Below are 24,652 nucleotides of genomic sequence, written 5' to 3'. Positions count from 1 at the left end.
CTGTACCGAATCGCTGGGCTTCCTTTGAACGGTAAGAAGCGATCAGAGCCGCAGCCAGGTCAGACGGCCCTGGACTCTAGACGCCAGGAGTTCAGAAGTTGCGATGCAGGGAAACCTACCTAACCTACTTAGGGATGTTAGGGCAGTTAGGGAAGTTGAGGAAGTATTCGTGTGCACCACTGGATGAGGAAGCCACCTATTCGGTTGAAAATTCTCATCCTCAATGATCTCTAGCGGGAGATACGGGAAAAATCTTGCCGCAGACCATGTACCTTTCCGTTTGACGAGGCAGACCTGCCACTTCGGAACCGCTTCTTCACACGAGCATGCGCCCAAGTGAGCAAATCCGTTGGGCAGACCAGTGGAGAACGGAGAGGATCATGATGGGGAAGCATCGTCGCGGGGAAAATCGTCGTGAGACGTGGGTCGGAACTCTGCAAACGGGCTTGAGGACGGTCCGAACAATCGCATGGATTGTCTGGATTGTCCGCTCTCACGAGACCTCGTAGGTGGTCGGGCCTCCTGCCCGCAAGAGTTGCGTTCCCTGTCGGCAGGAGGCCCTTCCACATGCGTAGCTTATGACCCCTAATCTTGATCTGGTGTCTAAGTTTTTGATTGCGCGATCGGCAGGTTGGGGAATCTACGCTTGCGGTCTATAGAACCAACACTTAGACGTCAATGCGAAAGTCCCTAGCGGGGCCGGAACTCAGACACCGCGTCCATCCCACGCATGTCGCTGGGCGGCATCACGGCCTATGTGTGGAACGTCTGGCTGCCTTCCGCATCGGTGGTCTGTGCCCTGTCTTTCTCCACCTCAGCGATGATCTCCTCCGCCTCGCGCTGCTCCAATCCCCACCGACGCATTAGTGGACGGCGACCAAGGCGCTGCTTGCCCTCACCCAGGCTGTCGATGTAGCTGAGCCGTGCCGCCTCATACCGGTCGGCGGCCAGCACTGGCACCACCCGTTCCACCTCGATCACTGTCTCAACGGGCTGGCACATGTGCTCATTCGCCTTGACTTCGTCCGATGGTCGCCGAGTGTTGCGCACGATCCACATCAATAGCTCGTACGCCCCCGCGAAAGCCAGGGGTGCCAGGGCACTGACCAAGCGCGATCCGAGTCCGCCGGACCAGCCGTGCGCCACATTTGCCGCCAGCGTCACCGCGCCGCCCAAGGCGAGCGCCACCCACGCCAGCACTGGCACACGAAGCTGGCGACGCGAGCAGTAGACCATCACTAGCGAGGCCATGACGATGACACCGTCAGACATCGCCGATACAGGATGGCCATGTCGTGCCGCTCACCGAGAGCGATCGCAAGACCGTAGAAGTGGTGGTAGGAGACGTAGGCAGCCGCGCCGGCGACCGCCAGCAGGACAGCCACCGCGAAGCCGAGAATGATCCGGTCTCCATGCCGATCGCGCTGGGTGCGCTCGATCCAGACTCCTTCGATCGGCACCGCTTCCCCGGCAATTGTTCGTGTGGAGGGGTGACGCACGGTCTGGCTCCTGGGTTGATCAGGTTGCTGGGATGCAGGAAGGGGTTCGGTGTTGCAGTCACCGAGTCGCTGCTCCCGTACCGCCACTTTCCTGAGCGCGGCGGAAATCGGCTGTTGAAGATTCTGAGCTGGCAGTTGCTGGAGTTCCGCGGCATAGTCATGTGCCGCACAATCAGATCTGATCTCGTTGAGGTGGGTGTGGGCACCACCTTCCTGCGCACCTAGTCCGGGCATGAGATGTCCAGCCATGGAGCGTCGGTGCTGCTCAGGAGATAGGCGAACGGTTCAAGTCCCCCCTCGGACACAAGCCGCACATGTGGAGGCCAGGGAGACCTGAGCCTCCATCATTGTTTGTACAGCTGGCTGTGAGCTGGACCTTCGCCATGTGACAGGCTTCTACGGGGTGGCCGGAGCCGGGCCGCCCTTCTAGATCAAGGACTACCCCTGTTGCGGCAAGCGCCCCCAGCCAGGTCGAATGATCCTGATCGCGCTGTCTCGCGTGACTTCATTCGAGGGCCTCTCCTTCGAAGGACTCTCTTGTCTGACGAAGCACATGAACGCCTATGACGTAGTCAAAGCGTGCTCTTCTGGCCCATCGCTGAACGTCGCGCGACTTTCATTCCAGGGGTATCCCAGGTACCTTTGGGTACTGGAGGTTGTTGTGGCTGGTTCAAACGTGGCACCGCTGAAGGTGGACTCCGAAACCGATCGCCTCATCTCGCATGGGGCGCATTTCCTGCACGTGACGAAGAAGGAGTTCGTGGCGCAAGCCGTACGGGTGTATCTCCAGGTCCGCCAAGCTGAACTGCACGCGGCGATGCAGGAGGCGATGGCACAACTGGACGGGACACACACCGCCCGGATGGCGCTGGTCTCCGGGCTGACCAAGGAGCAGATCGAGGAGCTCGGCGGGGTGGAAGGGTGAATCCGACTCGCCCGACCATCCGTTGCCTCCGACTCCCACCGGGCCCCCGCGACCTTCGGACCCCCGGGACTGCTCAGATGGCTGGCGTGTCCAGTGCTGTCCGGTCGGCTGCGGTGAGGAGCAGCCGCTTGCCTTTGCCTGGGGCCTCTTCGCCGTAGGTGACCCACCCGTGTGCGTGCGGGCCGCGGAAGGTGGGGCAGGGATGCCCGAGCGTGCGCTGACGCGAGTGTTACGTCATCACCCCCGAACTTCTACGCGCGGCCCGCGACCTACCGCCCAATCCCAAGCACTCGATCACCTCGATCGCCAAGCTGCTCGGTGTCTCGCCGGGGACCCTGTACAACCACATCCCTGACCTCCGTGAACTGCGCGACGACGCCGAGGTCACGGTCGAACTCGTCTCCGGTCACCTGACCCTCACATAGCCTCACGAGGTCGCCCTGTACACGAGCGCCTTCAAGGAACTCGCCGCCCTGGCGGTGTATGGCAAAGCCGCCCGTGGATCAAGGCGATCCAGGCCGTGGATGGCTAGGGCCTGGATCAAAGTCGGTTAGGCGGTACAGCTCTGCCGTACATCGGATGAAATGTCGGGCACGGCCGTTAAGGTCCCCGCCATGGCCATCTTCAACGCCCCCCACTATCCATGGAACGATCTTCTCCACACCGTGAACAATGCGGCTCAGGAGTACTTCGCGCAGTACAGGGCTCGTCTGGCGCAACGCCCAGCGCAGTCGGACGACGGATTCGGTCGCGCGTCCTGGCTCGGCGCAACCGGCGCCAGTGAAGCCGAGATCGTGCGGCACGAGGAGCGGCTCGGCATGCGCCTACCGCCAAGCTACCGGGAGTTTCTCCAGGTCACCAATGGCTGGGATGAGTACAGCCATTCGAGTCTCCGCCTACTGACTCTGGCTGAGGTTGGGTGGACTCGTGATGTCGAGCCGATGATCGCCCAGATCTGGGATGGCCTGGATGGTGCCGACCCGCAGGACGAGTGGTATCTCCACCAAGAGTCCATGTCTGCCAGCCTCTGCGTCTCCGAGGAGATCGAGGGGCAGGTGTGGCTGCTCAACCCACACGTAGTCGGGCCGGACGGCGAGTGGGAGGCATGGGACTTCGCGAGCTGGCATCCGGGCGAGGTCCGCTACCGGTCGTTCTGGGACCTCATGGAATACCAATTCGGCAGGTACCTGGCGTGACTTCGGCACACCTTGCCGTGAGCCTTCCCTCGCGCACATAAACCACTCATTCTCAGTGTGGTTCTACGGCAGTCTCGTGAACACGCGTGATTGTTTTTTCGAGGCCGGTGTAATTCCCGGCGAAGGCCAGGATATCCGTAGTCAGAGCACGTTCTTTGCTCGCGGGAGAGGCGGCATGGGCGGTGTCGGGTTCTCGACGCATGAGGATCGGCCGGTCGCTGCCGGTGGCGTGTTGAAGGGCCGCGCACATCTTGGTGACGTGGGCCTCTCCGGTCTGCAAATCGGTTACCGCGCCGACGAAGAGGAATGCGGGATAAAGGACTCCGGGCGTGACGTTGTGGTACGGCGAGTATCCGAGAAGCCATTGGAGTTCTTCGGGTTGGGCGGCGGTGCCGAATTCATCCGTCCACGTGCATCCCAGGCCGAAGTGTTCGTAGCGCACCATGTCGCACAGTGGGCCTTCGGCGACAACCGCGGCGTACAGGTCTGGTCGCTGTGTGGCAGCGGCGGTGACCAGTAGCCCGCCTGCGGACTGGCCAAAGATCGCCAGTTGGTCGGGGGTGGTCAGACCGGTGTCGATGAGCCAGGTCGCGGCGTCGTTGAAGTCGCTGATCGCACGCTGTTTGTATGATCCACGGCCGGCGTCGTGCCAGTGCTGGCCTTCTTCTCCGCCTCCGCGCACACAGGCGACCGCGTAGGTGCCGCCGGCGCTGACCCATGCGGCTGCCAGGGGGAAGAACCATGGACGCATCGGCATGCCGAAGCTGCCGTAGCCGTACAGGAGGGTGGGACGAGGGCCCTCATGTTCTTCGGCCGGGGTGAACAGAAACAGCGTGATCTCGGTGCCGTCACCGGCGCGATAACGAACGCTGCTGCTTCGCATTTCTCCGGTACGTCCGGCTGTTGTGGCGCCGGTTTCCTGCTCCGTCCTCCCGCTGATGGCGTCGTAGCGATAAATCGTGGGGGGAGTGGTCACGTCGCAGTAGCTGAACCATGCGCGATGTCCGTGGGGAATGGTGGTCCGCAGGGATGACACGACGCCCGCGCCGGCGAGGGGCAGGCTGGTGAGCGGCTGGCCAGTGGCGAGGTCGTGCAGTGTCAGGGTGGAGGTGCCGTGGCGGGAGCGTGCCACCAGCAGGAGGGGCTGCGGAAGCGCGGGATCGTCCAGGACGAGACACTCGTCCAAGGGGGCTTGGCGATCTTCGGCTACCAGCGCGCGCCATGCGGCCGGGTCGGTGTCGTGCCGGTACGCCATGCAGATGCGGCCACACGGGGCCTGGTAGTCGGTGACCAGCAGCAGATTGTTGTCCGCGAGGAAGCGCGGGAGAACGCGGGCTCGTAGGGTAGATCCGTCCACGATCTTGATGAAATGCGGGGCTTCCGGATCGACGAGCTCGGCCACGTACACATCGTTGTGTGAGGCTGGCCCGACCGTCGCGGTGATCGCCAGACAACGGCCGTCAGCGCTGACCGTGAGCCCGTAATAGTGGTCTGGGGCATCGTCGCCGCCGAACACCACCGCGTCGGTCTGCCAGGGCGAACCGACCCGATGCAACCTCACCCGCCGATGCAACCGCATGTCGCCGGGGGCCAGTTCCTCATCGGGAACACGACTGACGTAGTAGAACGCGTTCCCTCCCGGCAGCCAGGCAAGCGAGGTGTTGCGGGCGCGCGGCAACGGCCCGTCCACTGTCTCCCCGGTACGAACGTCCACCACCATGATTTCGCTGCCAGGCTGCTCGGCGACCTCCATCTGCACAGCGACGCGTTCGCCCTCGCGTGATGGCCACCAGGCATACAGCCCGGTATGCCCGGACGGATCGATCTCCACCGGATCGACCAGCACCCGCCTGTTCCGCTCAGCGTCGATGGCGAGCAGGCGCCGTTGCTCATCCTCCCGGAGCTGTTCGGCAAGGAACATGACCGAACCACGCACCATCGGCGGTTCCGACACGCCGAAGGAGGACACCTGATCCACCAAAGACGCCCACGACTGCTGCTCACGCCATCCGGCGCGATACGCGTCGAAGAGACGATCCTGGGCCGCGGCCCAGTCCCGCACACGTGCGTCATCGCCGTCTTCCAACCACCGATAGGGATCGGGGACCGGAAATCCGAACAGATCCTCCACCACATCGCTGCGCCACGCGGCAGGGTAAAACAATCGTGCCATAAACGCCCCCAGATGCATCGCCCCGCCTGCCACAGGCCCGAGGTACTGCGGCCTGTTACGCACGCAGTACCTCGGTTCTTTCACTTACGACTGACCGCGAAGAATGTCCGCCTGCCAGTTGCGTACACCCCCAACGCGGGGAGCCGGACCGGTAGAGCTGTACGGCAGGTAGCCGTTCATTTCAGCCTCCCGAATCTGTTGATTCGCCCAGAATGAGCGAGTTCGGCAACAGACATCCCCGTGGCCACGATCGATAAACACGCGCATCACTCTCGACAATGAACGCACTAAAATTCACGCAAGAAAAGAATGAATACTGGAATACGATACGGGAGATCAATCCTCACCCAAAAGCAACTTGGGACCTTTCGAGATAGATCCACGGACAGACGAAAGCTCTCCCATCCTGAGACCAAGAGCAAGTGATGGTTACCGCTGGTGTCAGCGGGCGGGGTCGAGGATGACGCTCACCTCCGTCCCACAGAACAAGGTGCCGTCGAGCAATGCTTCGCATCTCGGGTCGTGAACGTCGCGGAGCGCCTTGGCACGGGGAATTCCGGGTCGCTGCGTCCATCCTGTTCCGGCGCATCGGGAACGCGCACCGCCCGAGAGTCCGTGTTACAGCAGAATGGCTTACCGCAGTCGTTCGCCAGCTGGAGGGCGAGACGGCGCTGCGGCGGCGCCTGACAGTGACGGCCAACAACCTCGCCTTCGAGCGGGACGGCCGCCGGAACGCTTCACCCACACCCTCTTCGGCCGCTCTCGCCGTCCTCCGGCTCACGCTGGATCTCCCCGCTGGCCTACCTCGCCGAAAGCACGCTGGTCAGCGGGCCGGTCACCGTGAAACCGCCGTCTGCAGTGCTTCCTCGACGACTGCCAGGTCCTGATAACTCATGCCGACGCTCTTGTAGATCGAGATCCCGGCAACCGGATGAACCTGTCCGGCCGCGAGGTCACCGAAGTCCCTGATCTCGCCGGCTTGTAGCACGTCAGCGGCGAGGGCCTTGATGATGTCGCCGGCTTCACGCAGCGCGGTCTGGCGATGTTCGACGAGCACAAGAGAAGCCCGGGAGAACACGGTGTGGTCCAGTTCGCTGGCATCGGGAGTGTGCGAGCCGACCGCGACTACACACACGTGCTCTCCCAGGCTCTTTCCGTCGAAGACAGGTGTCGGCGAGGTGGTCGCGCAGACGACGACGTCCGCCGTCGGCACGTCGTCAGGAGTACCCGCTCGGACGTCGAGCCGGTCGGAGCTCAGCTGGGCGCAGAGTACGGCCACCGGTTCGGGGCGTCGGCCGACGATACGGACGGATTCGATGGGCCTGACCGAGCAGATGGCTTCGACATGCGCGCGGGCTTGCGGTCCCGAACCGAAGACGATCAGGTGACGTGCGTTCTGCGGGGCCAGTCTTCGGACGATCATCGCTGACTGGCCGGCGGTCCGCAGGGTGGTGAGGCTGGTGCCGTCGAGGATGGCGAGTGGCGAGAGGTTGCGGGCGTCGAACAGGACGTAGAGAGCCTGCACGCGGGGAAGCCCGTGCCGCCCGTTCTCCGCACCCACGCCGACGAGCTTGACCCCGACCGCGTTCTCGCCGGCGGCCGGCATCACGAGCAGCTCACCGCCGATGGTGGGGATGGCGAAACGATCGAAGAACTGTCCGGCTCCGAACGCGGCGGGAACGGCCTGTTCGAGCGCGTCGATCACCTTGGGCCAGGGCAACCGGGCGACCATCTCGTCCGCGTCGAGGAATGGGATAGCAGAAACTGGGCACCTCCGCTTAGGGAGCCTCGGCAGGGCGGCCGCGGCCGGGGAATTCGTGTCGTGCGGGCTGCAAGCGGTCAGGACCGGCGGATGATCCGCCCCGTCCGCTACGACGAGGAGCGGACGCCAGCCGGGTCGAATCGGTGCGCGCCACCATCACGCCACCGCGCCGCTCTTGTACAACTGCTCGATCCGGTCCGCCGAGTAGCCGATGCCTGCGAGGATCTGCGACGTGTGCTCCCCAAGGGCCGGCGCGACCGACTCAGGCGCTGGAGTGCGACCGCCGTAGCTGATCGGGTGCCCGACGAGCCGCACTCCTGACCCCCCCTCGACATCGACAGTAATGAAAGGATCAAGGGCGCTGACCGGCGGATGTTCGGCTATGTGCTCGTAGCTCGTGACCTGCGCGCACCAGATGCGCTTCGCTCGGAGCATTCCGATCCATTCCTCCGACGTCCGGCCGAGGAAGTGCGGCGCGATTCGCGAGTAGATCTGTTCACGGGCGTCGAACGCATCGCCGAACTCGTCGGCCAGGTCGCCGAGGTCGCTCAGATCGATCTCAATTTCCATCGCGGCGAGCACATCCGCCAGCGGCGACTGGGAGAGCGCGATGTGCCCGTCAGAGGTTGGGTATACACCTCCCGGCGCAACCGTGTAGCTGGCGGTCAGCGGAACTGAGCGATGTTCGTATCTCCCCCCATTGAGGTATACCGATAGCGGCTCAGCCTGGAGTTCGAGTGCCGCACGCAGCATCTCGACTTCGACGTGCTCTCCGATACCGGTCTGCCGGCTCCGCACGAGCGCCGCGGTGACGCCGAACGCGAGCAGGGTGGCCGTGTGCATGTCGACGATCGGAGCGCCGTAGTGGGCAATGCTGCCGGCGCGTTGCGACATCCACAGCATCCCTGCTTCAGCCTGGAGGAGGTAGTCCTGACCGGGCAGGTCGGCGAACGGGCTGTTGAGCCCGTAGCCCGACGCTGATCCGTAGACGAGAGCCGGGTTCAGGTGCGACACCGACGCATAGTCGAGGCCGAACTTCGCCAGAATCCCCGGCCGATAGTTCTGGATGACGATGTCGGCAGATTTGACCAGGTCGAGCGCTACCGCCCGTCCTTCGTCGGACTTGAGGTCGACAGCGATGCTCTTAGTGTTCCGGCTGCCCATCATGAGGAGCAGACTCGTGTCGCCGAACATCGTGCCTCCCGGTGACCACGACCGCTCCCATGCACCGCGACCGACCGGTTCGACCTTGATTACCTCGGCCCCGAGATCGGCCAGATACTGTGCCGCTCCGGCTCCTACGAAGAAGTGCGTGAACGACACGACTCGCACGCCCGAGAGCAGACCTTCATTCATCTGCTGCCCCGCCTTCATCGTGAAGCCGTTGTCGCGCGCAGACCGGCTGCGTCGAGTGCCCGCGATAGTGCCTGCACCTCGCCGGGATCGGTTATCGGGAGCAGCGGGCCGCGCACGGTCGCCGTGGGAAAGATCCCGAGTTCGCACAACATGACCTTCATCCGGGTGTGCGAGTCGCACAAAGGTGGAGCAAGAAGCACTTCGGTAAGCGCGAAGAGTCTGCGCTGCGCCGCGCGTGCCTCGACAAGGTCGTCGGCGAGGACGCGGTCGTAGATATCGCTGAGAATGGGAGCGGCGACACTGCCGATGCCGGAGATGATGCCGTCTCCGCCGATGGCCAGCGAGGCGAACAGCCAGGCGTTGTTGGAGGAGAGGATCCGGACCGGTCGCCCGAGATCCGCGAGCGCCGCGCAGTTGCGCTCGTAGTCGGCCGGGTAGTCGCTGCTCTCCTTCACGGCTACCACGGCGCCGACCTGCTCACAGATCGTCCGAAGCAGCGAGGTCGGGTAGCCCATGCCGGAACTGAGCGGGTACTGAAATAGACAGATTGGGAGCGACGTCGCGGACGAGACGGAGCGGACGAACTCCACCGCCATGTCCGGCCGATCCTGCACCCCGAGCCGGAACCCGGACGGCGGGAACAGCAGGATCCCGTCCGCGCCCGCCCGCTCGAACTCGCCGGCGAGCGATTCGGCCTCGTCCGTCGCATCCGCGATGACGCCGGAGATCACGGCTACCTGTGTCCCGACAGCAGCCTTCGCCAATGCGATGAGTTCCAGACGTTCGGCCTGGCTGAGACTCGACGCCTCACCTGCGTGACCGTTGACGACAATGGCAGTAACGTGGGGCGCCTGAGTAAGCGCCGTGACATGGCGTACGAATGCCTCCCGATCGATCTCCAGCGTGTGGGAGAACGGGGTCAGTGCGGCCGGCCACACGCCAGCGGGAAGGGTAAGTTCAGGCGACTCGGTGTTCTTCTCCATGATCCCTATTTCTTGTGGTTGTCGTGCGCATCTGTCACTGGATGCTGCGAAGTCGACGACATGTTCCAGACACCGCGTTCGGTGGTGATCCATAGCGCACGCGTCGTCGTGGCGGCGTCGTTTGCCCAGCGGTGAGCGACATGGCTGCTGAAATGGGTGCTGTCCTGCTGCGAGAGGACGAGGACATCACTCCCCAGCCAAAGGCGCATGCGCCCCTCGAGCACGAAGAGAAACTCTTCGCCGTCGTGCTGGTAGGTTCCCTCACTCGCTGCGCCAGGGGCGAGGGTGACTAACTGGGGCTCGAGCAGACCGTTGAGCTCGGACAGCCACTCGTACTGGATGCCCGGCGCGACCTGGAGCACCCGGCCGGTCCCGGCCGAGTGCGTTCCCGAATGCGGCTGCACGTCCACCGGTGGGTTCCCCATGAGCGCGCTGGTCAGCCGAGCCTTCGATGTCGGCGACATCGCGCCGACCCCACGCTCGATCGAGCTGATGAAGGAAACGCTCAGCCCTGACCGTGCGCTCACCTCGCGTAGTGTGAGCCCGGCGGCCTTGCGAAGCCCCCGGTAGTACGCGCCGTCCGTCTCCTCTTCGCCGGTAGCGGGAGCGGACCACGTGCTCTCGGATTCGGCACGGGCCCCATCCTCCTCGTCGAGGATGGCACGTATTGCCGCCGCGTTCACCTGTCGAACACGACGCCACCATCGGATCGTGCGGAGCCTGACGAGGTCATCGGCCGTGTACATGCGCCGGTTCTGCTCGTCGCGCAGCGGTGAGAGGAGGCCCTGCTCCTCCCACGCCCGGATGGTCCCAGTGCTTACGCCGATAGTCTTCGCAACCTCAGCAATTGCGAAGATACGTCCGTCTGTCATGGCCTCTCCAACGATCACCCGTGCGACTTAGATCGATCGCCGCCCGTTGCAAGCACCTATGAGCTCTGCGAAGCGGGGGCTCTCCTCGACGTCAGCATCGTAGGGTTGCGCTCGAACGCGAAGAGCATGAGGGCGATTTGTGCGGTCTCGTTCCGAAACGCATGCCACCGACCCGCCGGGATCGTCAGATAGTCACCAGCCGACAGCAGCAGGTCGCGTCTGTCGAGCGTCATGACCAGCTCCCCGTCGACGACATAGATGAACTCGCTGATGGAGTGGCACAAGTGCTCCGTCGCGGCCCCGGCGGACATGACCGTCACACCGATGTGAATCGCCGCCGAGTCCGCGGCTTCGACGTCGGGCATAATGGACAGGACTCGCTGTACCACAACGCTGGGGCGCAGTCGCTCGTCCTCTTCGAGCCGGAGGCGCCGTACCGGAACAGCCGGGTCGCTCATGCCTCCCCACGTGCCTTCCACGCAGCCGCTATCTCCGCACGCGTCGCGAACCATACGCCGTCCTTCTGGGCGGCGTAGTCGATGAAGTCACGAAGTGCCGAGATTCGCCCAGGGCGGCCAATGATACGGGGATGCAATCCGACGGACATGAGCCGGCAGGAACTGGAGGACTCCTCGTACAGGACGTCCAGCGAGTCTGCGGCGTACCGGAAGAAGTCGCGGGCCAGGTACGGACCGTTCGACTGCCAGAATCTGAGGTCGTTGACATCCGGCGAATACGGCACAACCACCCAGGGCCGATCGTCGACGGTTACGGTGTAGGGGGTGTCGTCGGCGTAGCTGTCGGAGTCGTACTCGAAACCGCCCTCCTCGACGACGAGCTTTCGTGTCCGTTCGCTTGCTCCGTAGCGGCTGTACCAACCGACCGGTCGGCGTCCGGTGGTTCGTTCGATGCTGTCGACGGCGGCGAGGAGGTGTGCCCGCTCCTCCTCCTCTGTCAGCCGGAACACCTCCTCCCACCGGTAGCCGTGGCTGCAGACCTCGTGCACGTCGCTCGCGCGAAGATATGCGGCGACCTCCGGATTGGCTTCCAGGGCCACGGCCGCGGCGAAGACGGTCGACGGAACCTCGAAGTCGTCGATCGTTCGCAGGACTCGCCACACCCCGACGCGAGAGCCGTACTCGAACATGGACTCAACGGCGAGGTTGCGCGTTCCCGCCGGGAACGGGTAGTCGGGCCACTCACATGAGGTCTCCGCGGGGGCGGAGGTCTGGAGGTGCGTCATCTCTCCGCCCTCCTCGTAGTTGACGACGATCGACACCGCGACTCGGGCGCCGTTCGGCCATGGACCAGCCGGCGGGCGTGGACCGTAACCGACGAAGTCGCGGCCCGAATCCTGGTTCATCCGTTCTCCTCTCGAGCGGGTGCCGGGCGCGGCGAGGCCGCCGCCCGGCACGTGCTGTGGATGCTCAGAGTTCCTCACCGAAGTTTTGAGTGGTTGGCAGCTGCCAACTCAAACCCCTCGCGGTTTCGACATACTCGGGCCAGGGAAGATCGATCGGCGGCTTGAAATCGGCTGGCAGCAGCGGCGAGTGGAACCGCTCGTCGGCGTTGTCACGCCGGCGCAGGAACTCCTCCCTCGCTTCCTTGCGAAGCTCGGGGTTTTCGAAGTATTCCAGCGCGCTGAGGGCGAGCGTCTTCCCGCCGTAGATCCACGTGGGATCGATCGCCGCTGGGATGCCGTTCATGGTGTTGTTCGCCCAGTGGAAGATGTCGCCCACCGCGTGCAGCGTCGGCTTGGCCGTGAACACCCTGGCGACGGGCGCATGCCACGAGTACTCAGTGTAGTCGTCCGACCCCGTGCACTCCTGCCATGGCGGGAGCTTGGATCTCTGGATCGCGTCCCACTCCTGCGGCTCGGTGATGACGTGTACCGAGCGCAGGAACGGGTCGGCGCTGGGCTCGAAACCCAGCTCGGCCTCGAGCGCACGGGCGTGTTCGTACACCTCCTCGCTGAAGGTGGCCGGGCCGAGCTCGTGCAGGTATTTGTTCACCGTGGCCGCCATTGCATGGTTGACCAGGGCCGGACGGGTCCGGCTCACCCAACGCATCGAGACCTTGCAGTGCGCGATCCCCGCCGCGTGCCGTGCGTTGCGCTTGAGTGCGTCGAGGATGCTGTCCTGCAGCTCTGCCAGCGGCGAGGACCAGCTGTACTGGATCTGAGTGAAGCGGATCGGCAGATTGTCCGCAGTGGCCTGACTCGTGTTGGGCATCGACTCATTGAGCCGCCACAACCCCATGTGCGGGAACAGTGATTCCTTGACGTACTTGGTCGCCGTCAACATGAGGCCCAGCGCGTCGAGAGCCCCCGGCGGCTTCGCCGCCGACTGCGGACCGTAGGACGTGATCGACGGGGGAGCCTGGACCCATTCGTCATCGGGAAGTGTCTCGAAGGTGAATATGACCGCTGAGTACATCGCGTTCTGGTAGTCCCACCGAACGCACGTGTGGAAGAAGGGGTGGTAGCTGATGGCGGCATCGAGATCGTCGTAGTACCCCTTGGTCGCATGGACCACCTTCGACCCGGAGACCTTCTCCGCGGGTTCGCCGAAGAACCGGACCTGACCCGGTATCCCGGAGCGCTCGAGCGCACGCTTCGTCGCGATCGCTCCGGCAAGCGCGCCAACACCGAGCGCACAGTGCGCATCGGTGAATCCAGGAGCGAGCGGATGGAACCCGGCGCGGGGACTGCGGTAGGGCACCGGCTCCTGCGAGTAGCCCGGGCTCGCGTCGTACTCGGCATACATGCCGATGGCCGGGCCGGAGTCCCCCCATCGGGCGGCGAATGCCGTCGGCATACCGCCCGATCCCTCCTCCACCTCGAAGCCCTCCTCCCGCAGCCGGTCGACATAGAGCCTGGCGGAGCGATACTCACGCCACGCCGGCTCCGCCAACGACCAGATCTGCATGTGGAACTCCGACAGCTCGGCGCTGATCTCATCGACGGCCTCGACCGCACTGCGCTGCGCTTCACTCAGGCCTGACACTTCGCGTCTCCCTGCTGCTCGTAGTTCTTCAGTTGAACGTGTGACGCGGCGAACAGCCGAGGATCCAGCAGCCTCGGCGGCCATCCGGACCGGATCGGTGCCGCAACCTCGTAGATCATGCGTACGGTCTGGAATCGCCAGACGCCGTCGTGCTCGACGTAGTCGTTCTCATAGCGACCGGCGACCCAGAAGTCGGTGGGTTCGCCGTCGAGGAGCACGACGCATGGCATCAGCAGCCGCCAGACGCCGAAAGCGCGCCGACTTCCCGGCTCCACGTCGATCCGGATGGGGAGGCAGTTGTGCATTCCCCAGAGGAACCGTTTGGGCGACTCCGAGAAGTGCGCTGCGATCCGAGACCGTCCGACGAACTCCCGCGTCGCGTCACCATCGCCGAGCGTCCTGGACCAGACGGCGTCCTCGGTGAACATGGCGCTCAGACGTTCGGGGTGGTAGCCGTCGTCGCACGCGATGCCGTAGTCGTACTGCAGTCGTGAGATGGCCTCGATCGCCTCGAGCCGCGCGAGTCTCTGCTCTATCTCCGTTCCCACGATGCGCCTTTCCGGCGACCGCGCGAGTCGCCGTCCGTTTCGCTCGCCATCCGAATAACACCGTCGTCTCGGAGTTTGTCGATCTCTTGCCGTGACAGCCCCAGCTCGCCCAGCAGCTGCGCCGTGTGCTCCCCGAGCCGCGGTGGAGTCACCGCCACGTCGGGGTGCGCTCCGTCGTAGCGGATGGGGTGACCGATCGCTCTGGTCGGCTGTCCACCGGACGCAAGCGGGGTCAGTTCGATGAGCTGGATGGCGTCGCCGATGGCCTGGTCGGCGAGTGCCGCCTCGTAGTCGTTGACCGCCGCCGCCCAGATGTCCTGGCGCGAAAACCTGTCGAGGAGGTCCTGCGTGTCGTAGCGCACGAGTTCCCCGACCAGCCGCAGGGCGATGTCGTCGCGTTGTGCGAACGAGGGACGCTCCCCGGCCGGGGAGAGTGTTCCCGGAGGCAGTTGCAGTACGCGCTCCAACGCGTCCAGCGGAACGATCGATAGCGCGATATAGCCGTCTCTCGTCTGGTAGACGCCGTACGGGGCATCGTGGAAACTCGATCCGACCGGGCTCCGCGGCCGCTCCAACGCTCCGCCGTTCATGTGGTAGAACAGCGGCTCCATCTGGAGGTCCATCCCCGCCTCAACCATCGAGACTCCGACGTGTTGCCCTCGTCCCGTGCGCTGGCGCTGGAACAGGGCGCCGAGGATCCCCACCGCGGTGAGCGACGCGGTGTGCACGTCAACGACCGGCGCGCCGGCCGGGACCGGTGGATCACCTTGGCGTCCCGTGATCGCCATCATGCCGCTTCTGGCCTGGATCAGAAGGTCCTGACCGGGAACGCCGACCTGTGTGGGTCCGAAACCGGAGATCGATGCGTAGACAAGCGCGGGGTTCAGATCGTGGACGGCGTCATAGCCGAGACCGAGCCGCTCCATCACGCCCGGACGGAAGTTCTCTATGAGTACATCAGCGGCGGTCAGGAACCGGCGCGCGATTCGCAGGCCTTCCGGATGCTTGAGGTCGATCGCAACGCTTCGACATCCCCTGTTCCCCAGCAGGAACAGGCCACCGGTGCCGGATGGAAAGACCTCGGCGCCGGACCAGCGTCGTTCGAACGCACCGTCGGGGTGCTCGATCTTCACCACCGACGCCCCCATGTCGGCGAGGTACTGAGCACACGCCGGTCCGGCGAGGAACTGGGTGAAGGCAACGACCTTGATGCCGGTGAGCGGTTGGGGCCGGGCGGCGGATTCGGCGGTCATGCGAATCGTCCCACTGCCGCTCGTCCCTGGCTTCTCGGGACCGAGTCCGGTCGGGGCATACCTATGACCCCGATTTCTTGGCGAGGAATCGGCCGATTTCGTTGGCTGGAGTGGCGTCGCCGAACGCGGAGGCCGCAAGATACAGATTCCCTTCGATGTTGGCGTTGAAGGGATTGCGGATCCAGCTGTCGACAACACGTTTCTGAAGTGCGAGCCCCTCTTTCGGCAGCGACTTCAGCGTCGCCGCGAGCTCGCCGGCTCGCGCTTCGATCGCGTCGAGATCCGGAAGGATCTCGGAGACCAATCCGGCCTCTCTCGCTGTGGCGGCGGACAGCTGGGCGCCGGTGTAGAGCAGGTAGCGCGCCCGGTTGAGACCGATGATGTCCACGAGCAACTGCGTCTGCATTCCCGCAGGAACCGAATTGCGCACCTCCGGCATGCCGAAGACCGCGTCCTCCGTTGCGAGGATGACGTCGCACACACACGCGATGATCAGCCCGAGCCCGAGCGCGTAGCCGTTGACCATGGCCACGATCGGAAGTGGGCACCTGAGGAAGGCGTCGAACAGTCGTGCCTCCGCGGAAAGCGACGCCACACCACTGCCCACGGAGTGTTTCGCCAGCTCCTTGATGTCGGCTCCCGCGCAGAAGGCACGGGTGCCGACACCCCGGATGAGGATGACGCGTACGTCCGGCGCAACCCCTTCAATGATCGTCGCGAGCTCGAGTTTGTCCCCGCTGCGGAGGGCGTTGAGGCTCGCCGGACGGTTGATCCACACCGTCAGGACGCCTTCGCGCACCTCGATGTCGAATGCCGACTTCAGCGTTTTTGCATTATTCACGGGATTCAGAACCTCTCCTTCTCCCAGGCCACCGTTCAATGTCCGGGACAGTGGTCCGAGGCGCACCGAATGGCAGGCCTAGCCGGCGATCCAGGCCGTGAAGGCGTCCTGGATCTTGGTGCCGTTTTGGCGGACGTACGGCCACGGATACTGAATCGACTGAACGTCGGTCATCCCCGTCGCGTACCAGTTCGACCACTTAGGGTTCGCCTTGTCGAGCACCGTCTTGTTCGAAGGTGCGGCCACAAGGTGGTATGAAAGCTCTGCGTTGTGCTCCGCGCTTGTCATGTAGGCGATGAGCTTCTGTGCGGCCGCCACGTTCTTCGACCCCTTGGCGATCTGGATGGCCGCACCGCCCGCGACGTGGCCGTTCCACATCATTCCCATGGTCTTGAGGTCAGGGTCGACGGCCGCGACCTGCGAGTCCTGGCAGGTGCCCATGACGCCCTCGCCGCCCAGCACGGCCTGGGTCGTCGCGGGCTGGCCGTCCGTGACCATCATCGAACCCTTGACTTTGTCGAGTTCGGCGAACGCACGGTTGAGATCGAACGGTGTCACCGTCTCGGGCGTCGCGCCGGTCGCCATCATGGCGCCGACGAGCAGGTTGATCCGGTTGCCGCTCGTATTCTGAATGACGCGTTTGCCGGGGAACTTCTTCAGATCGAAGAAGTCCGCCCAGCTCGTCGGTTCCTTGCCGTTGAGACCCGCACGGTTGTAGCAAAGTGCCGCAGCGTAGGTGTAGACGATCGTCGAGTAATCGGTCACGTTGCTGTAGTCGAGGATCTGATTGCACGAGATTATCGTGCAGTCAAGCTTCTCGAAGTACTTCTCGAGGTCGTCCGCTTGTGCGTCGATCGCCAGGACGTCCCATTTGGTGTCGCCGGCCTGGATCGCGGCCGTGTACTGCCCCCAGTCCGGTGCGTTGGTGTAGTTGACCTTGATGCCGGTCTCTTTTTCGAAGGGTTTGAAGAAGGCCTCTGCTTCCGCGTCGGCGATCGCTCCGCCGAAGCCCGCGAAGACCAGGGTGGTTTGCTCGCCGCTGCCCGAAGTCTCGTCCGAGCTCGCACCGCAGCCGGCGACCGCCGTCGCCGTCACGACGGCGACGAATGCTGCGGCCATGGAGTATGCGCGGCTGCGTCGCAGGCGCAGTCCGTGTACTGTTCTCATTGCAGTCCTTTCTGGTGGGTTTCAGGTTTTCTGCCGCGGTTCAGCGTCCGTCAACGCACCGCGGCTCTGGGATTGGCGCTCACAGGCTCATTGATCTGCGGGCCGGCGACCGGCTCGACGATCGGGTTCAATGCGGTTTGCTCGGAGAGCAGCAGGTTCACGTGCGTTCCTGGCCTCCAGTTCGGGGTCATGTCCGTCGTGCGCCACTCGACGCACTCCCCGGTGGTGAGTTCGGCGAGGTTCTGTACGTACTCGCCCTTGAAGATCATGTCCGTGACCCTGCCGATGCCGAGCAGATTCCATCCCGCGGGGACGGGCTCCGAAATCTCGTTCGCGCGGACCATTTCGGGGCGAATCTGCACTCCCACGGCCGCACCCTCCGTGAGGTCTGCGTTGCCCAACGCAAGCTTCTCGCCGGTCGGACGAACGAGGCACCAGCCGCCCCCCGTCTGCGCCGCAACACCGTCGAGTAGACAGCCGGCCCCGATGAACTGGGCCGAGAATCGCGTCTGTGGGGCGTGGTAGAGCGAGTGAGGCGTGCCGAACTGTTCGATGGCACCGTCTCGGAAGAGCACGACCTGGTCGCTCATGGAGAGCGCCTCCTGTTGGTCATGCGTTACGTAGAGGACGGTGGCGTTGATCTCTCGGGCGATCTCGACGATCTCCCTCTGCAGATACGTGCGTAGCGCGGCATCGAGTGCCCCGAGCGGCTCATCGAGGAGCAGGGCCCGCGGGCGGAAGACGATGGCACGGGCGAGTGCGGCCCGCTGCGACTGACCTCCCGATAGCTCCGACGGATAGCGGTGACCAAGGCCGTCGAGTCGGACGCGTTCGAGCGCCTCGTGCACAAGCGTTGAAATCTGGCGTCGGTCGAGGCGCCTCATGCGCAACGGGAAGGCGACGTTCTTCGCAATCGTCATGTGGGGGAAGAGCGCGTAGTTCTGGAACACGAACCCGATGTCGCGATGCTCCATCTTCACGCGCGTGACGTCGCGGTCATCGATCAGCACGCTGCCCTGGTCGGCCTTGACGAGCCCCGCAACGGTGCCGAGCGTCGTCGTCTTCCCCGATCCGGAAGGGCCGAGCAGGCTCGTGAAGCTTCCGCTCGCCACGGAAAGCGAGATGCCCCGAAGCACCTGCTTGGCGCCGTACCACTTGGAGACGCCCGAAAGCTGGACGGGGGCCCCAGGACGATCAGGTCGAGAACTCACTTGCTGGACTCCTGACGAAGGATGGCGCTTTCAACGACCGAATCGGAGAGCCTGCGTCGGCGTAGGACGTACAGAACTGAGACAACCCCCGCGACGGCGAGCCCGCCGAGCGACAAGAAGGTGGTCGCGGCCGCGAGGATCGGCGTGAGTGTGAAGCTGATGCTGTTCCAGATCTGCAGGGGAAGTGGGTTGGCCCTTGGCGATCCGAGGAAGATCGGACCGGTCACATCGCCCCAGGAGTGGATGAACGCGAACACGGTCCCGGCGACGATCCCGGGCGCGATGAGCGGCAGAACGATCGTCCGAATCGTCTTGCTGAAGGAGGCCCCGAGCGTGCGCGCTGCTCGCTCGTAGACCGTATCCAGGCCCTTGTCCGCGGCGATCACTGTGAGGATCACGAGTGGAAGCGAGCGACCGAGCTGGAACAGGACAAGGGGGAACGGCGTATTGAGGATCGAGAGATAGGCCGACACGAAATAGAAGCCGAACGCCATGCTGACAACCGGAAGCACGAGCGGCGTCGCCACGAGCGCCTGGACGGCGGTGATCCGGCCGAGCAGACCACGCGAGAGCCCAAGTCCGGTCGGGATCCCGATCACCACCGCAAGCACGGTGCTCAGACCGGCTATTCCGGTGCTGGTCTTGATCGCATCTGACCAAGCGCTGTCGGACACCAGCTCGCCGTACCACTTCGTCGAGTAGTGGTCCGGCGGGAACAGCAGATTGTTCTGCCCGCTGAACGACATGATCGCCAGGATCACGAGGGGAGCGAGCGCAAGGACGCATCCCAGGAGGGCGGGGAGCATTCCCGCGGCCCGCATCCGATAGTTTCCGCTCATTTCGACGACCGCTTCCCCAACAGCGATGCCCCGCCGGACACCAGGCCACCGATGATGACCGCGAGTACGAGCAGCACGACACTCATCGCGGCGGCGCGGCCGAAGTCACCGAAGCTCGCAGAGTCGACGATGAGCCCGCTGATCATCGGTTGCTTCGGATCACCGAGCCTGGCCGGGGTCACGTAAAAGCCCAGGGTCAGGACGAAAATCAGCCCGGCGCACGCGGCGATGCCCGGAACGGTCATCGGGACAAGAATGCGCATGACGGCGGTGAGCCGACGTGCGCCGAGCGTTTGCGCAGCCAAGACGACATCGGTATTGACGTTGCGGAGATTCGCGTAGATCGTCATGGCCCCGAAGGGAAGCAGGACGCTGCTTGTCCCCAGAACCGTGCCGAAGTCGTTGTACATGAGCGGAAGCGGCTGTTCGATCACGCCAACCGACTTCAGCAGCACGTTGATCACGCCCGTGTTCTGGAGCAACGTCTGCCAGCCGAACGTACGTGATACGTCCGCCGAGGCGAAGGAGATGACCAGGGTGGCGACCAGGACGGCACGAAGCCACTTGGGGCCGGTCTTGAGCGCGTATGCGAACGGGTAGGCGAGCGCCGTCGTGACGATGGCGACAACGAACGCGATGTAGATCGTCTGCCGGAAGCTCGCCAGGTACGAATGAGCAAACAGCCGCCCGTAGTCGTCCCATCCGCCGTCCGCGACGCTGCGCACGAGGATCCAGCCCAACGGAGCGAGCGCTGTGAGTGCGAGAACCACCAGACCGGGAATCGCCATGAGCGACCACCCACTGATAGGCGCACGGCCGCCGCGCTCCGGGAGCGGCGGGCTCCTAAGCGGCTCGACCGCCTCCGCGCCTGTTCCTTCCATTGCCTCTGATGCCTCTCCACCTGGGCCCTCGGGCCGCCGACTTCGTTACCGAGACCATCCCGCCTGAATGTTTACGGGTTGTTACAGAGTTACTGCAACTATGTTCCAGTAATCGTGTAGCCGTATGTTACAGAAGGTTGCAGGGTTACGGTAGGGGTTGCCCGACCTGGGTTGACCCGGTACGTGGCCGACGATCACCGACACGAGAAGGTAGTGACATGACCACTGACGACGCGCCGCTGGCCGGGATCAAGGTGCTGGACCTGTCTCGGCTCATGCCGGGCCCCTACGCCTCTCGGCTACTCGTCGATCTTGGCGCCGATGCCCTCAAGATCGAAGAGCCCACTCGCGGTGACTACCTCCGCGAGTCGGGTCCACGGATCAACAACACGGATGTCGGCTATCTGTTCGCACTCCTCAACCACGGCAAGCGCTCGATGACACTCAACCTCAAGACGGCACGCGGCGTCGACCTGCTGGATCAACTGTGCGCGGGCGCGGACGTGCTACTCGAGAGCTTCCGCCCCGGCGTCATGGCTCGGCTCGGCCTCGGAGCCGACCGCCTGCTTGCGCGCCACCCGCACCTCATCTACTGCGCGATCAACGGGTACGGCTCCACCGGCCCCTACGCGAACCTCCCGGGTCACGACCACAACTACCTCGCCGTAACCGGAGCCGCATCCCTGATGGGCGACCAGCCCCGCCTCATCCCGCTACCCATCGCAGACCTCGAGTCCGGCCAGCGAGCGGTCGTCGCGATCCTCGCCGCGATCATCGCGCGCAGCGCCAGCGGGAAGGGGCGCGCGATCGAGATCTCCATGCTCGACGGTGCCGTCTCGTGGATGATCCAGGCCTTTGCCGACTACTGGGGTGGGGGCATCGAGCCGGCCCGCAGCACCGACCTCCAGCCGCGAGGCCTATCCCGGTTCCTCGGCCCGGCCCCGGGATATTCCTTCTACCAGAGCGCCGACGGCGGATGGATCGCAGTGGCCGCCTCCGAGGACAAGTTCTGGCGCTCCCTGTGCGCCGTCCTGGGACGTCCGGATCTTGCCGACGCGGATCTCCCGCCGGCCGATCAGGACCAGGCGATCCGGGAGGCGTTCCGCACGCGCAACCGCGACGAATGGATCGCCGACCTCCTGCGCGAACAGATCGCCGCAGCGCCGGTGAACACCATGAGCGGCGCCATGGCAGACCCGCAGATTCAGGCTCGCGACATCCTGTACACCACCTCGCACCCCGAACTCGGTGACTTCCACGCGATCGGCAATGTGCTGGGCCTAGGCCCACGCCGGCCAGCAGAACTCCGGATTCCCCGCCTTGGCGCCGACACCGACGCCGAACTTCGGACACTCCACCTGACCGAGTCGGAGATCGCCGAACTGCGAGCCGAAAGAGTCGTCTGACCGCCATCTTGTCGGACGGGTGTGTTGTCCGCGGTCACGTTCGCGGAAGTGGTGTACGAATCGCCAACTTGTAGCGATGGCGGAAATACGGGCGGCCATCGCTTGATCCTTCCAAACGACCAAGCAACGAAGGAGAGACCAAGCGATGGCCGCACCCAAGAGTGTGGACGCCGCCGAACTCGTCGAGCAGCTCTACCTCGGCCTGGCCGACCGCTGAAAAGGTGAAGGATCCGCATGAACCTCCAGCAGGCCCAAGACACAATGCAGGCCGCCGGCTTCTACCTCCTCCGCGACCGCGACGCCACCGGCCAGAACCGCTTCCAGGTCAACGACCGAAACTGGATAGTCACCCGCCAAGAACCCCCAGCGGACCAGACGCTCCCCATCTCCACAGTCGTCACCCTCTGGGCAAAGAAGATCGGCGAATAGCGCCCCCGTACGGCGTAACCGCCAAGACGCCCACCCCACTCCACGGTGTGTCGGCCGTGAGGACGAACGGACTCACACCCTGCGCCGAGGCGACCTCCGGGGCCAACTCGAACGCGGCGCCCAACCACTCCTCGTCGTCCTCCGCGGCCGGATCCCACTGGGTCGGCAGCCCCAACTCGGTCCGCTTCGCCTGTTCCACGGGCAGTGGTTCACCGAGTGCCAGCAGTTCGTCCCCCGGCTCCCCGGCGGCGGCGTACCGCCGTACCACCATGCCGTTCTCGGTGACGAGCCACGCCGAACCGTCGGCCTGCTCGCTGTAGTAATAGGCGTGCGCCCGGCTATAGCGTTCGCTGAGTTCCGTACACAGCCGGAGCACGTCTTCGCGCCGCTCAATGCCGTAAGGATCACACCAAGCACCCATGACGAGCGTCCAGCCACCGACTTCAGGTGTCACGAAGACGCGACCCAGATACCCATTGTGGCCGTCAGTGTCGATGATCTCCGCGGCGGCCGCGAACGACACGGGCTCGGGCTCGGTCAGACCCAAGATCTCCATGACGCCCGCCTGATCGCCGGTAGAAACCGCGATCCAGTAATTCCAGCAGGTCGACAGCGGCTGGGGCTGATCATCTACGGACTCGTACACGAACTCACCGTTCCAGACGGCCTGTGATGCCAAACCAGCGTGTAACGCCAGAACAGCCGACGACGCAACCGCACCCCGGGCAGTACTCCACTGGCTTCGCGGACGATATCTGGGAATGTCATGGCCGCTGGTCGAGTCGGGGCGTTCATCGAGATCGGCCTGGCGGCCCGGCGGCCCTTGTTCTTGAGCCAGCCCATCAGCAGGTTCAGCGGAACGGCTGCGAGCCCGAGTAGATGATCACTCAGACTGTGCGCACGGGACACGCCAACGATCACCAAGGTTCCGCCGGGCGCCAGCTGCCGGCGAAACAGGGTGATCGCGTCCGTGAACGGTAAATGATGAACCACGGCGACGCACGTGATCACGTCGTACGGACCGGGCGGCGTATCGGTCAGCGCGTCTCCGACCGCGAATCGCACCGAAGCCGAGGATGTCGAGTCCCGCGCTCGGGCAACAATCGCGGCGTCGGCGTCGATTCCGTACACCGATTCGGCGCGGGTAGCCAAGAGCCGGGCCAGATCACCACTGCCGGAGCCGACATCGAGGGCGCTCCCGAAACTTCTGGGAAGCTGTCGCAGGATCCAGTGGTGATAGTGAGCATTGTGGTCCCAAGGGTGGGCGGCATTGAACCGGTCAAGCGCTTGAAGAACACGGGACGGTGCCATCATGCCTGTGATTCCACCGGGTTGACGATCTCCGAACCGCGGACAGGAGCTTGAGTTCTCGTAGCTCTCGGTTCCCGGGGTCGCGGTGTAGACCAGAAGTACCTGTCCCTGATCAGGGTCCTGCAGCGCCTGCCTCCGCCCACACCGCCATGACCGAGGTCCGCCACCTCACCGTCCTGACCGCAGACCTTCTGCCGCATCATGGAAGTGATGAAGGTCGTCGTACTGTCAGACACACACGCGCCGCGCTTTTGGAAGACGTGCCCTCCCAGAGTGGCCGAGCACCTGCGCGGTGCCGACGCGATCCTGCACGCCGGGGACGTCTGCGTGGGCTGGGTCCTGGACGAGTTGGCCGCCTACGCGCCCGTCCACGCCGTCAAGGGCAACAACGACGGCCCAGACGTCCACGCCCCGCAGACACTGGAGCTGACGCTCGGCGGCCTGCGCGTGGCCATGATCCACGACAGCGGCCAGGCCAAAGGGCGGCTGGCCAGAATGCGGGCCAGATTCCCCGAAGCCGAACTGGTGGTCTTCGGCCACTCCCACATCCCCATCGACCAGACCGCCGACCGATTGCGCATCCTCAACCCGGGCTCACCCACCGACCGCAGACGCCAGCCGCACGGCACACTGGGATTGCTGCAGATCGAGAACGGCACGCTCACAGAGGCGAAGATCGTACCCGTCACCTGACCAGCCCGTGGATCGCGGCAGAAACTCCGGCGACTCGCACGTACGCCAAGGCGTGGATTGCCGTTCCAGTAGCCAGCGAACCCCCGGCCCTCAGTCTTCCCAGGCCCCGTCGGGAATCCGCCTGGTACCAGCGCATGGCGGTCTGGAGATCGCAGTCCAGCCGAGTGGCCGGATCGGCCCGTAACTCGTGCGCGGTGCCCTCGGGATCATCGCCTTCCACCCACATGGCACCGAACCTGGCCTCGAAACCGTGTGAAATGAGCCGCGCCCACTGGTCGCCAGCCGGATAAACGCTCATTCTC

The 24,652-nt window shown here is 64.5% G+C and carries 26 protein-coding genes; 7 read left to right on the top strand and 19 right to left on the bottom strand.

Features of this window, described 5'->3' with window-relative positions:
• Positions 1–753: 753 nt before the first annotated feature.
• A complete protein-coding gene (locus tag Amac_RS29565; protein WP_155357659.1) occupies positions 754–1,272 on the bottom strand; it encodes a hypothetical protein in 519 nt (172 codons plus the stop codon).
• 23 nt (positions 1,273–1,295) lie between these two features.
• On the opposite strand from Amac_RS29565, the gene Amac_RS29560 reads away from it, so the two are divergent.
• The 3 genes from Amac_RS29560 to Amac_RS29545 all read left to right on the top strand — a co-directional run bounded on the left by Amac_RS29560 (position 1,296) and on the right by Amac_RS29545 (position 3,620).
• Positions 1,296–1,724: a hypothetical protein gene (locus Amac_RS29560; RefSeq protein WP_155357658.1), complete on the top strand. Its 429-nt coding sequence runs from the start codon at positions 1,296–1,298 to the stop codon at positions 1,722–1,724.
• A 451-nt stretch (positions 1,725–2,175) separates the two neighbouring features.
• On the top strand, positions 2,176–2,424 hold the full coding sequence (locus tag Amac_RS29555; RefSeq protein ID WP_218041355.1) for a hypothetical protein: 249 nt from the start codon (positions 2,176–2,178) through the stop codon (positions 2,422–2,424).
• Between the two features lie 614 nt (positions 2,425–3,038).
• Positions 3,039–3,620, top strand: a complete 582-nt coding sequence (locus Amac_RS29545; RefSeq protein ID WP_170322722.1) for an SMI1/KNR4 family protein — start codon at positions 3,039–3,041, stop codon at positions 3,618–3,620.
• A 52-nt stretch (positions 3,621–3,672) separates the two neighbouring features.
• On the opposite strand, the gene Amac_RS29540 is transcribed toward Amac_RS29545, so the two are convergent.
• Complete coding sequence (locus tag Amac_RS29540; protein ID WP_155357656.1) at positions 3,673–5,811, bottom strand: prolyl oligopeptidase family serine peptidase; 2,139 nt, start codon at positions 5,809–5,811, stop codon at positions 3,673–3,675.
• A 485-nt stretch (positions 5,812–6,296) separates the two neighbouring features.
• On the opposite strand from Amac_RS29540, the gene Amac_RS58095 reads away from it, so the two are divergent.
• Positions 6,297–6,680, top strand: coding sequence for a lantibiotic dehydratase (locus Amac_RS58095; protein ID WP_155357655.1), 384 nt, complete (start codon positions 6,297–6,299; stop codon positions 6,678–6,680).
• Here Amac_RS58095 and Amac_RS29530 read toward each other — a convergent pair.
• From Amac_RS29530 to Amac_RS29465, 14 genes are all read right to left on the bottom strand, one after another.
• A complete protein-coding gene (locus tag Amac_RS29530) occupies positions 6,629–7,513 on the bottom strand; it encodes an ornithine cyclodeaminase family protein (RefSeq protein WP_170322721.1) in 885 nt (294 codons plus the stop codon). The genes Amac_RS58095 and Amac_RS29530 overlap by 52 nt on opposite strands.
• Positions 7,514–7,711: 198 nt before the next feature.
• Positions 7,712–8,929: a CaiB/BaiF CoA transferase family protein gene (locus Amac_RS29525; RefSeq protein WP_155357653.1), complete on the bottom strand. Its 1,218-nt coding sequence runs from the start codon at positions 8,927–8,929 to the stop codon at positions 7,712–7,714.
• A complete protein-coding gene (locus Amac_RS29520; RefSeq protein ID WP_218041354.1) occupies positions 8,926–9,849 on the bottom strand; it encodes a dihydrodipicolinate synthase family protein in 924 nt (307 codons plus the stop codon). The genes Amac_RS29525 and Amac_RS29520 overlap by 4 nt, the downstream gene beginning before the upstream one ends.
• Before the next feature lie 50 nt (positions 9,850–9,899).
• Entirely contained in the window at positions 9,900–10,766 is an 867-nt protein-coding gene (locus Amac_RS29515) for a MerR family transcriptional regulator (protein WP_155357651.1), read from the bottom strand.
• A 56-nt stretch (positions 10,767–10,822) separates the two neighbouring features.
• Positions 10,823–11,224: a cupin domain-containing protein gene (locus Amac_RS29510; protein WP_170322719.1), complete on the bottom strand. Its 402-nt coding sequence runs from the start codon at positions 11,222–11,224 to the stop codon at positions 10,823–10,825.
• Complete coding sequence (locus tag Amac_RS29505; RefSeq protein WP_218041353.1) at positions 11,221–12,045, bottom strand: polysaccharide deacetylase family protein; 825 nt, start codon at positions 12,043–12,045, stop codon at positions 11,221–11,223. The genes Amac_RS29510 and Amac_RS29505 overlap by 4 nt, the downstream gene beginning before the upstream one ends.
• A gap of 148 nt (positions 12,046–12,193) precedes the next feature.
• Entirely contained in the window at positions 12,194–13,771 is a 1,578-nt protein-coding gene (locus tag Amac_RS29500) for a zinc-binding metallopeptidase family protein (protein WP_155357649.1), read from the bottom strand.
• A complete protein-coding gene (locus Amac_RS29495; RefSeq protein ID WP_170322718.1) occupies positions 13,759–14,319 on the bottom strand; it encodes a nuclear transport factor 2 family protein in 561 nt (186 codons plus the stop codon). Before Amac_RS29495 ends, Amac_RS29500 begins: the two co-directional genes overlap by 13 nt.
• Positions 14,304–15,572 (bottom strand): CaiB/BaiF CoA transferase family protein, encoded by a 1,269-nt coding sequence (locus Amac_RS29490; protein WP_155357647.1) that lies wholly within the window; start codon positions 15,570–15,572, stop codon positions 14,304–14,306. Before Amac_RS29490 ends, Amac_RS29495 begins: the two co-directional genes overlap by 16 nt.
• Before the next feature lie 61 nt (positions 15,573–15,633).
• Complete coding sequence (locus Amac_RS29485) at positions 15,634–16,452, bottom strand: enoyl-CoA hydratase/isomerase family protein (RefSeq protein WP_170322717.1); 819 nt, start codon at positions 16,450–16,452, stop codon at positions 15,634–15,636.
• Between the two features lie 39 nt (positions 16,453–16,491).
• Positions 16,492–17,532, bottom strand: a complete 1,041-nt coding sequence (locus Amac_RS29480) for an extracellular solute-binding protein (protein WP_170322716.1) — start codon at positions 17,530–17,532, stop codon at positions 16,492–16,494.
• Between the two features lie 98 nt (positions 17,533–17,630).
• On the bottom strand, positions 17,631–18,791 hold the full coding sequence (locus Amac_RS29475; RefSeq protein WP_155357644.1) for an ABC transporter ATP-binding protein: 1,161 nt from the start codon (positions 18,789–18,791) through the stop codon (positions 17,631–17,633).
• On the bottom strand, positions 18,788–19,552 hold the full coding sequence (locus Amac_RS29470) for an ABC transporter permease (protein WP_170322715.1): 765 nt from the start codon (positions 19,550–19,552) through the stop codon (positions 18,788–18,790). The genes Amac_RS29475 and Amac_RS29470 overlap by 4 nt, the downstream gene beginning before the upstream one ends.
• Before the next feature lie 74 nt (positions 19,553–19,626).
• Positions 19,627–20,418 carry an ABC transporter permease gene (locus tag Amac_RS29465; protein WP_170322714.1) on the bottom strand — a complete coding sequence of 264 codons (792 nt, stop codon included), beginning with the start codon at positions 20,416–20,418 and terminating at the stop codon, positions 19,627–19,629.
• 311 nt (positions 20,419–20,729) lie between these two features.
• Between Amac_RS29465 and Amac_RS29460 the strand changes: the two genes are divergently transcribed.
• Complete coding sequence (locus Amac_RS29460) at positions 20,730–21,917, top strand: CaiB/BaiF CoA transferase family protein (protein WP_170322713.1); 1,188 nt, start codon at positions 20,730–20,732, stop codon at positions 21,915–21,917.
• Positions 21,918–22,151: 234 nt separating this feature from the next.
• A complete protein-coding gene (locus Amac_RS29455; RefSeq protein WP_155357640.1) occupies positions 22,152–22,346 on the top strand; it encodes a PASTA domain-containing protein in 195 nt (64 codons plus the stop codon).
• Here the strand turns inward: Amac_RS29455 and Amac_RS29450 are convergent.
• Together Amac_RS29450 and Amac_RS29445 are read right to left on the bottom strand one after the other, a co-directional pair.
• Positions 22,315–22,992: a hypothetical protein gene (locus Amac_RS29450; protein ID WP_218041352.1), complete on the bottom strand. Its 678-nt coding sequence runs from the start codon at positions 22,990–22,992 to the stop codon at positions 22,315–22,317. The two genes, Amac_RS29455 and Amac_RS29450, sit on opposite strands and share 32 nt — an antisense overlap.
• Positions 22,977–23,660: a class I SAM-dependent methyltransferase gene (locus Amac_RS29445; RefSeq protein WP_155357639.1), complete on the bottom strand. Its 684-nt coding sequence runs from the start codon at positions 23,658–23,660 to the stop codon at positions 22,977–22,979. Before Amac_RS29445 ends, Amac_RS29450 begins: the two co-directional genes overlap by 16 nt.
• 198 nt (positions 23,661–23,858) lie before the next feature.
• On the opposite strand from Amac_RS29445, the gene Amac_RS29440 reads away from it, so the two are divergent.
• Entirely contained in the window at positions 23,859–24,350 is a 492-nt protein-coding gene (locus Amac_RS29440; RefSeq protein ID WP_246268781.1) for a metallophosphoesterase family protein, read from the top strand.
• Here the strand turns inward: Amac_RS29440 and Amac_RS29435 are convergent.
• Positions 24,343–24,648, bottom strand: a complete 306-nt coding sequence (locus Amac_RS29435; protein WP_155357637.1) for a hypothetical protein — start codon at positions 24,646–24,648, stop codon at positions 24,343–24,345. The genes Amac_RS29440 and Amac_RS29435 overlap by 8 nt on opposite strands.
• Between the last annotated feature and the right edge of the window lie 4 nt (positions 24,649–24,652).

The organism is Acrocarpospora macrocephala (assembly GCF_009687865.1).
GTDB classification, from domain to species: domain Bacteria; phylum Actinomycetota; class Actinomycetes; order Streptosporangiales; family Streptosporangiaceae; genus Acrocarpospora; species Acrocarpospora macrocephala.
This window is presented reverse-complemented; position numbering and strand designations above follow the sequence as displayed.

What these genes read in the sequence shown, in the direction of transcription:
- Amac_RS29435 (WP_155357637.1), bottom strand. Translation starts at nt 24,648, where the DNA reads ATGAGCGTTTATCCGGCTGGCGACCAGTGGGCGCGGCTCATTTCACAC.
- Amac_RS58095 (WP_155357655.1), top strand. Translation starts at nt 6,297, where the DNA reads ATGCTTCGCATCTCGGGTCGTGAACGTCGCGGAGCGCCTTGGCACGGG.
- Amac_RS29515 (WP_155357651.1), bottom strand. Translation starts at nt 10,766, where the DNA reads ATGACAGACGGACGTATCTTCGCAATTGCTGAGGTTGCGAAGACTATC.
- Amac_RS29460 (WP_170322713.1), top strand. Translation starts at nt 20,730, where the DNA reads ATGACCACTGACGACGCGCCGCTGGCCGGGATCAAGGTGCTGGACCTG.
- Amac_RS29545 (WP_170322722.1), top strand. Translation starts at nt 3,039, where the DNA reads ATGGCCATCTTCAACGCCCCCCACTATCCATGGAACGATCTTCTCCAC.
- Amac_RS29455 (WP_155357640.1), top strand. Translation starts at nt 22,152, where the DNA reads ATGAACCTCCAGCAGGCCCAAGACACAATGCAGGCCGCCGGCTTCTAC.
- Amac_RS29440 (WP_246268781.1), top strand. Translation starts at nt 23,859, where the DNA reads ATGGAAGTGATGAAGGTCGTCGTACTGTCAGACACACACGCGCCGCGC.
- Amac_RS29510 (WP_170322719.1), bottom strand. Translation starts at nt 11,224, where the DNA reads ATGAGCGACCCGGCTGTTCCGGTACGGCGCCTCCGGCTCGAAGAGGAC.
- Amac_RS29490 (WP_155357647.1), bottom strand. Translation starts at nt 15,572, where the DNA reads ATGACCGCCGAATCCGCCGCCCGGCCCCAACCGCTCACCGGCATCAAG.
- Amac_RS29565 (WP_155357659.1), bottom strand. Translation starts at nt 1,272, where the DNA reads ATGTCTGACGGTGTCATCGTCATGGCCTCGCTAGTGATGGTCTACTGC.
- Amac_RS29525 (WP_155357653.1), bottom strand. Translation starts at nt 8,929, where the DNA reads ATGAAGGCGGGGCAGCAGATGAATGAAGGTCTGCTCTCGGGCGTGCGA.
- Amac_RS29480 (WP_170322716.1), bottom strand. Translation starts at nt 17,532, where the DNA reads ATGGCCGCAGCATTCGTCGCCGTCGTGACGGCGACGGCGGTCGCCGGC.
- Amac_RS29465 (WP_170322714.1), bottom strand. Translation starts at nt 20,418, where the DNA reads ATGGCGATTCCCGGTCTGGTGGTTCTCGCACTCACAGCGCTCGCTCCG.
- Amac_RS29445 (WP_155357639.1), bottom strand. Translation starts at nt 23,660, where the DNA reads ATGATGGCACCGTCCCGTGTTCTTCAAGCGCTTGACCGGTTCAATGCC.
- Amac_RS29540 (WP_155357656.1), bottom strand. Translation starts at nt 5,811, where the DNA reads ATGCATCTGGGGGCGTTTATGGCACGATTGTTTTACCCTGCCGCGTGG.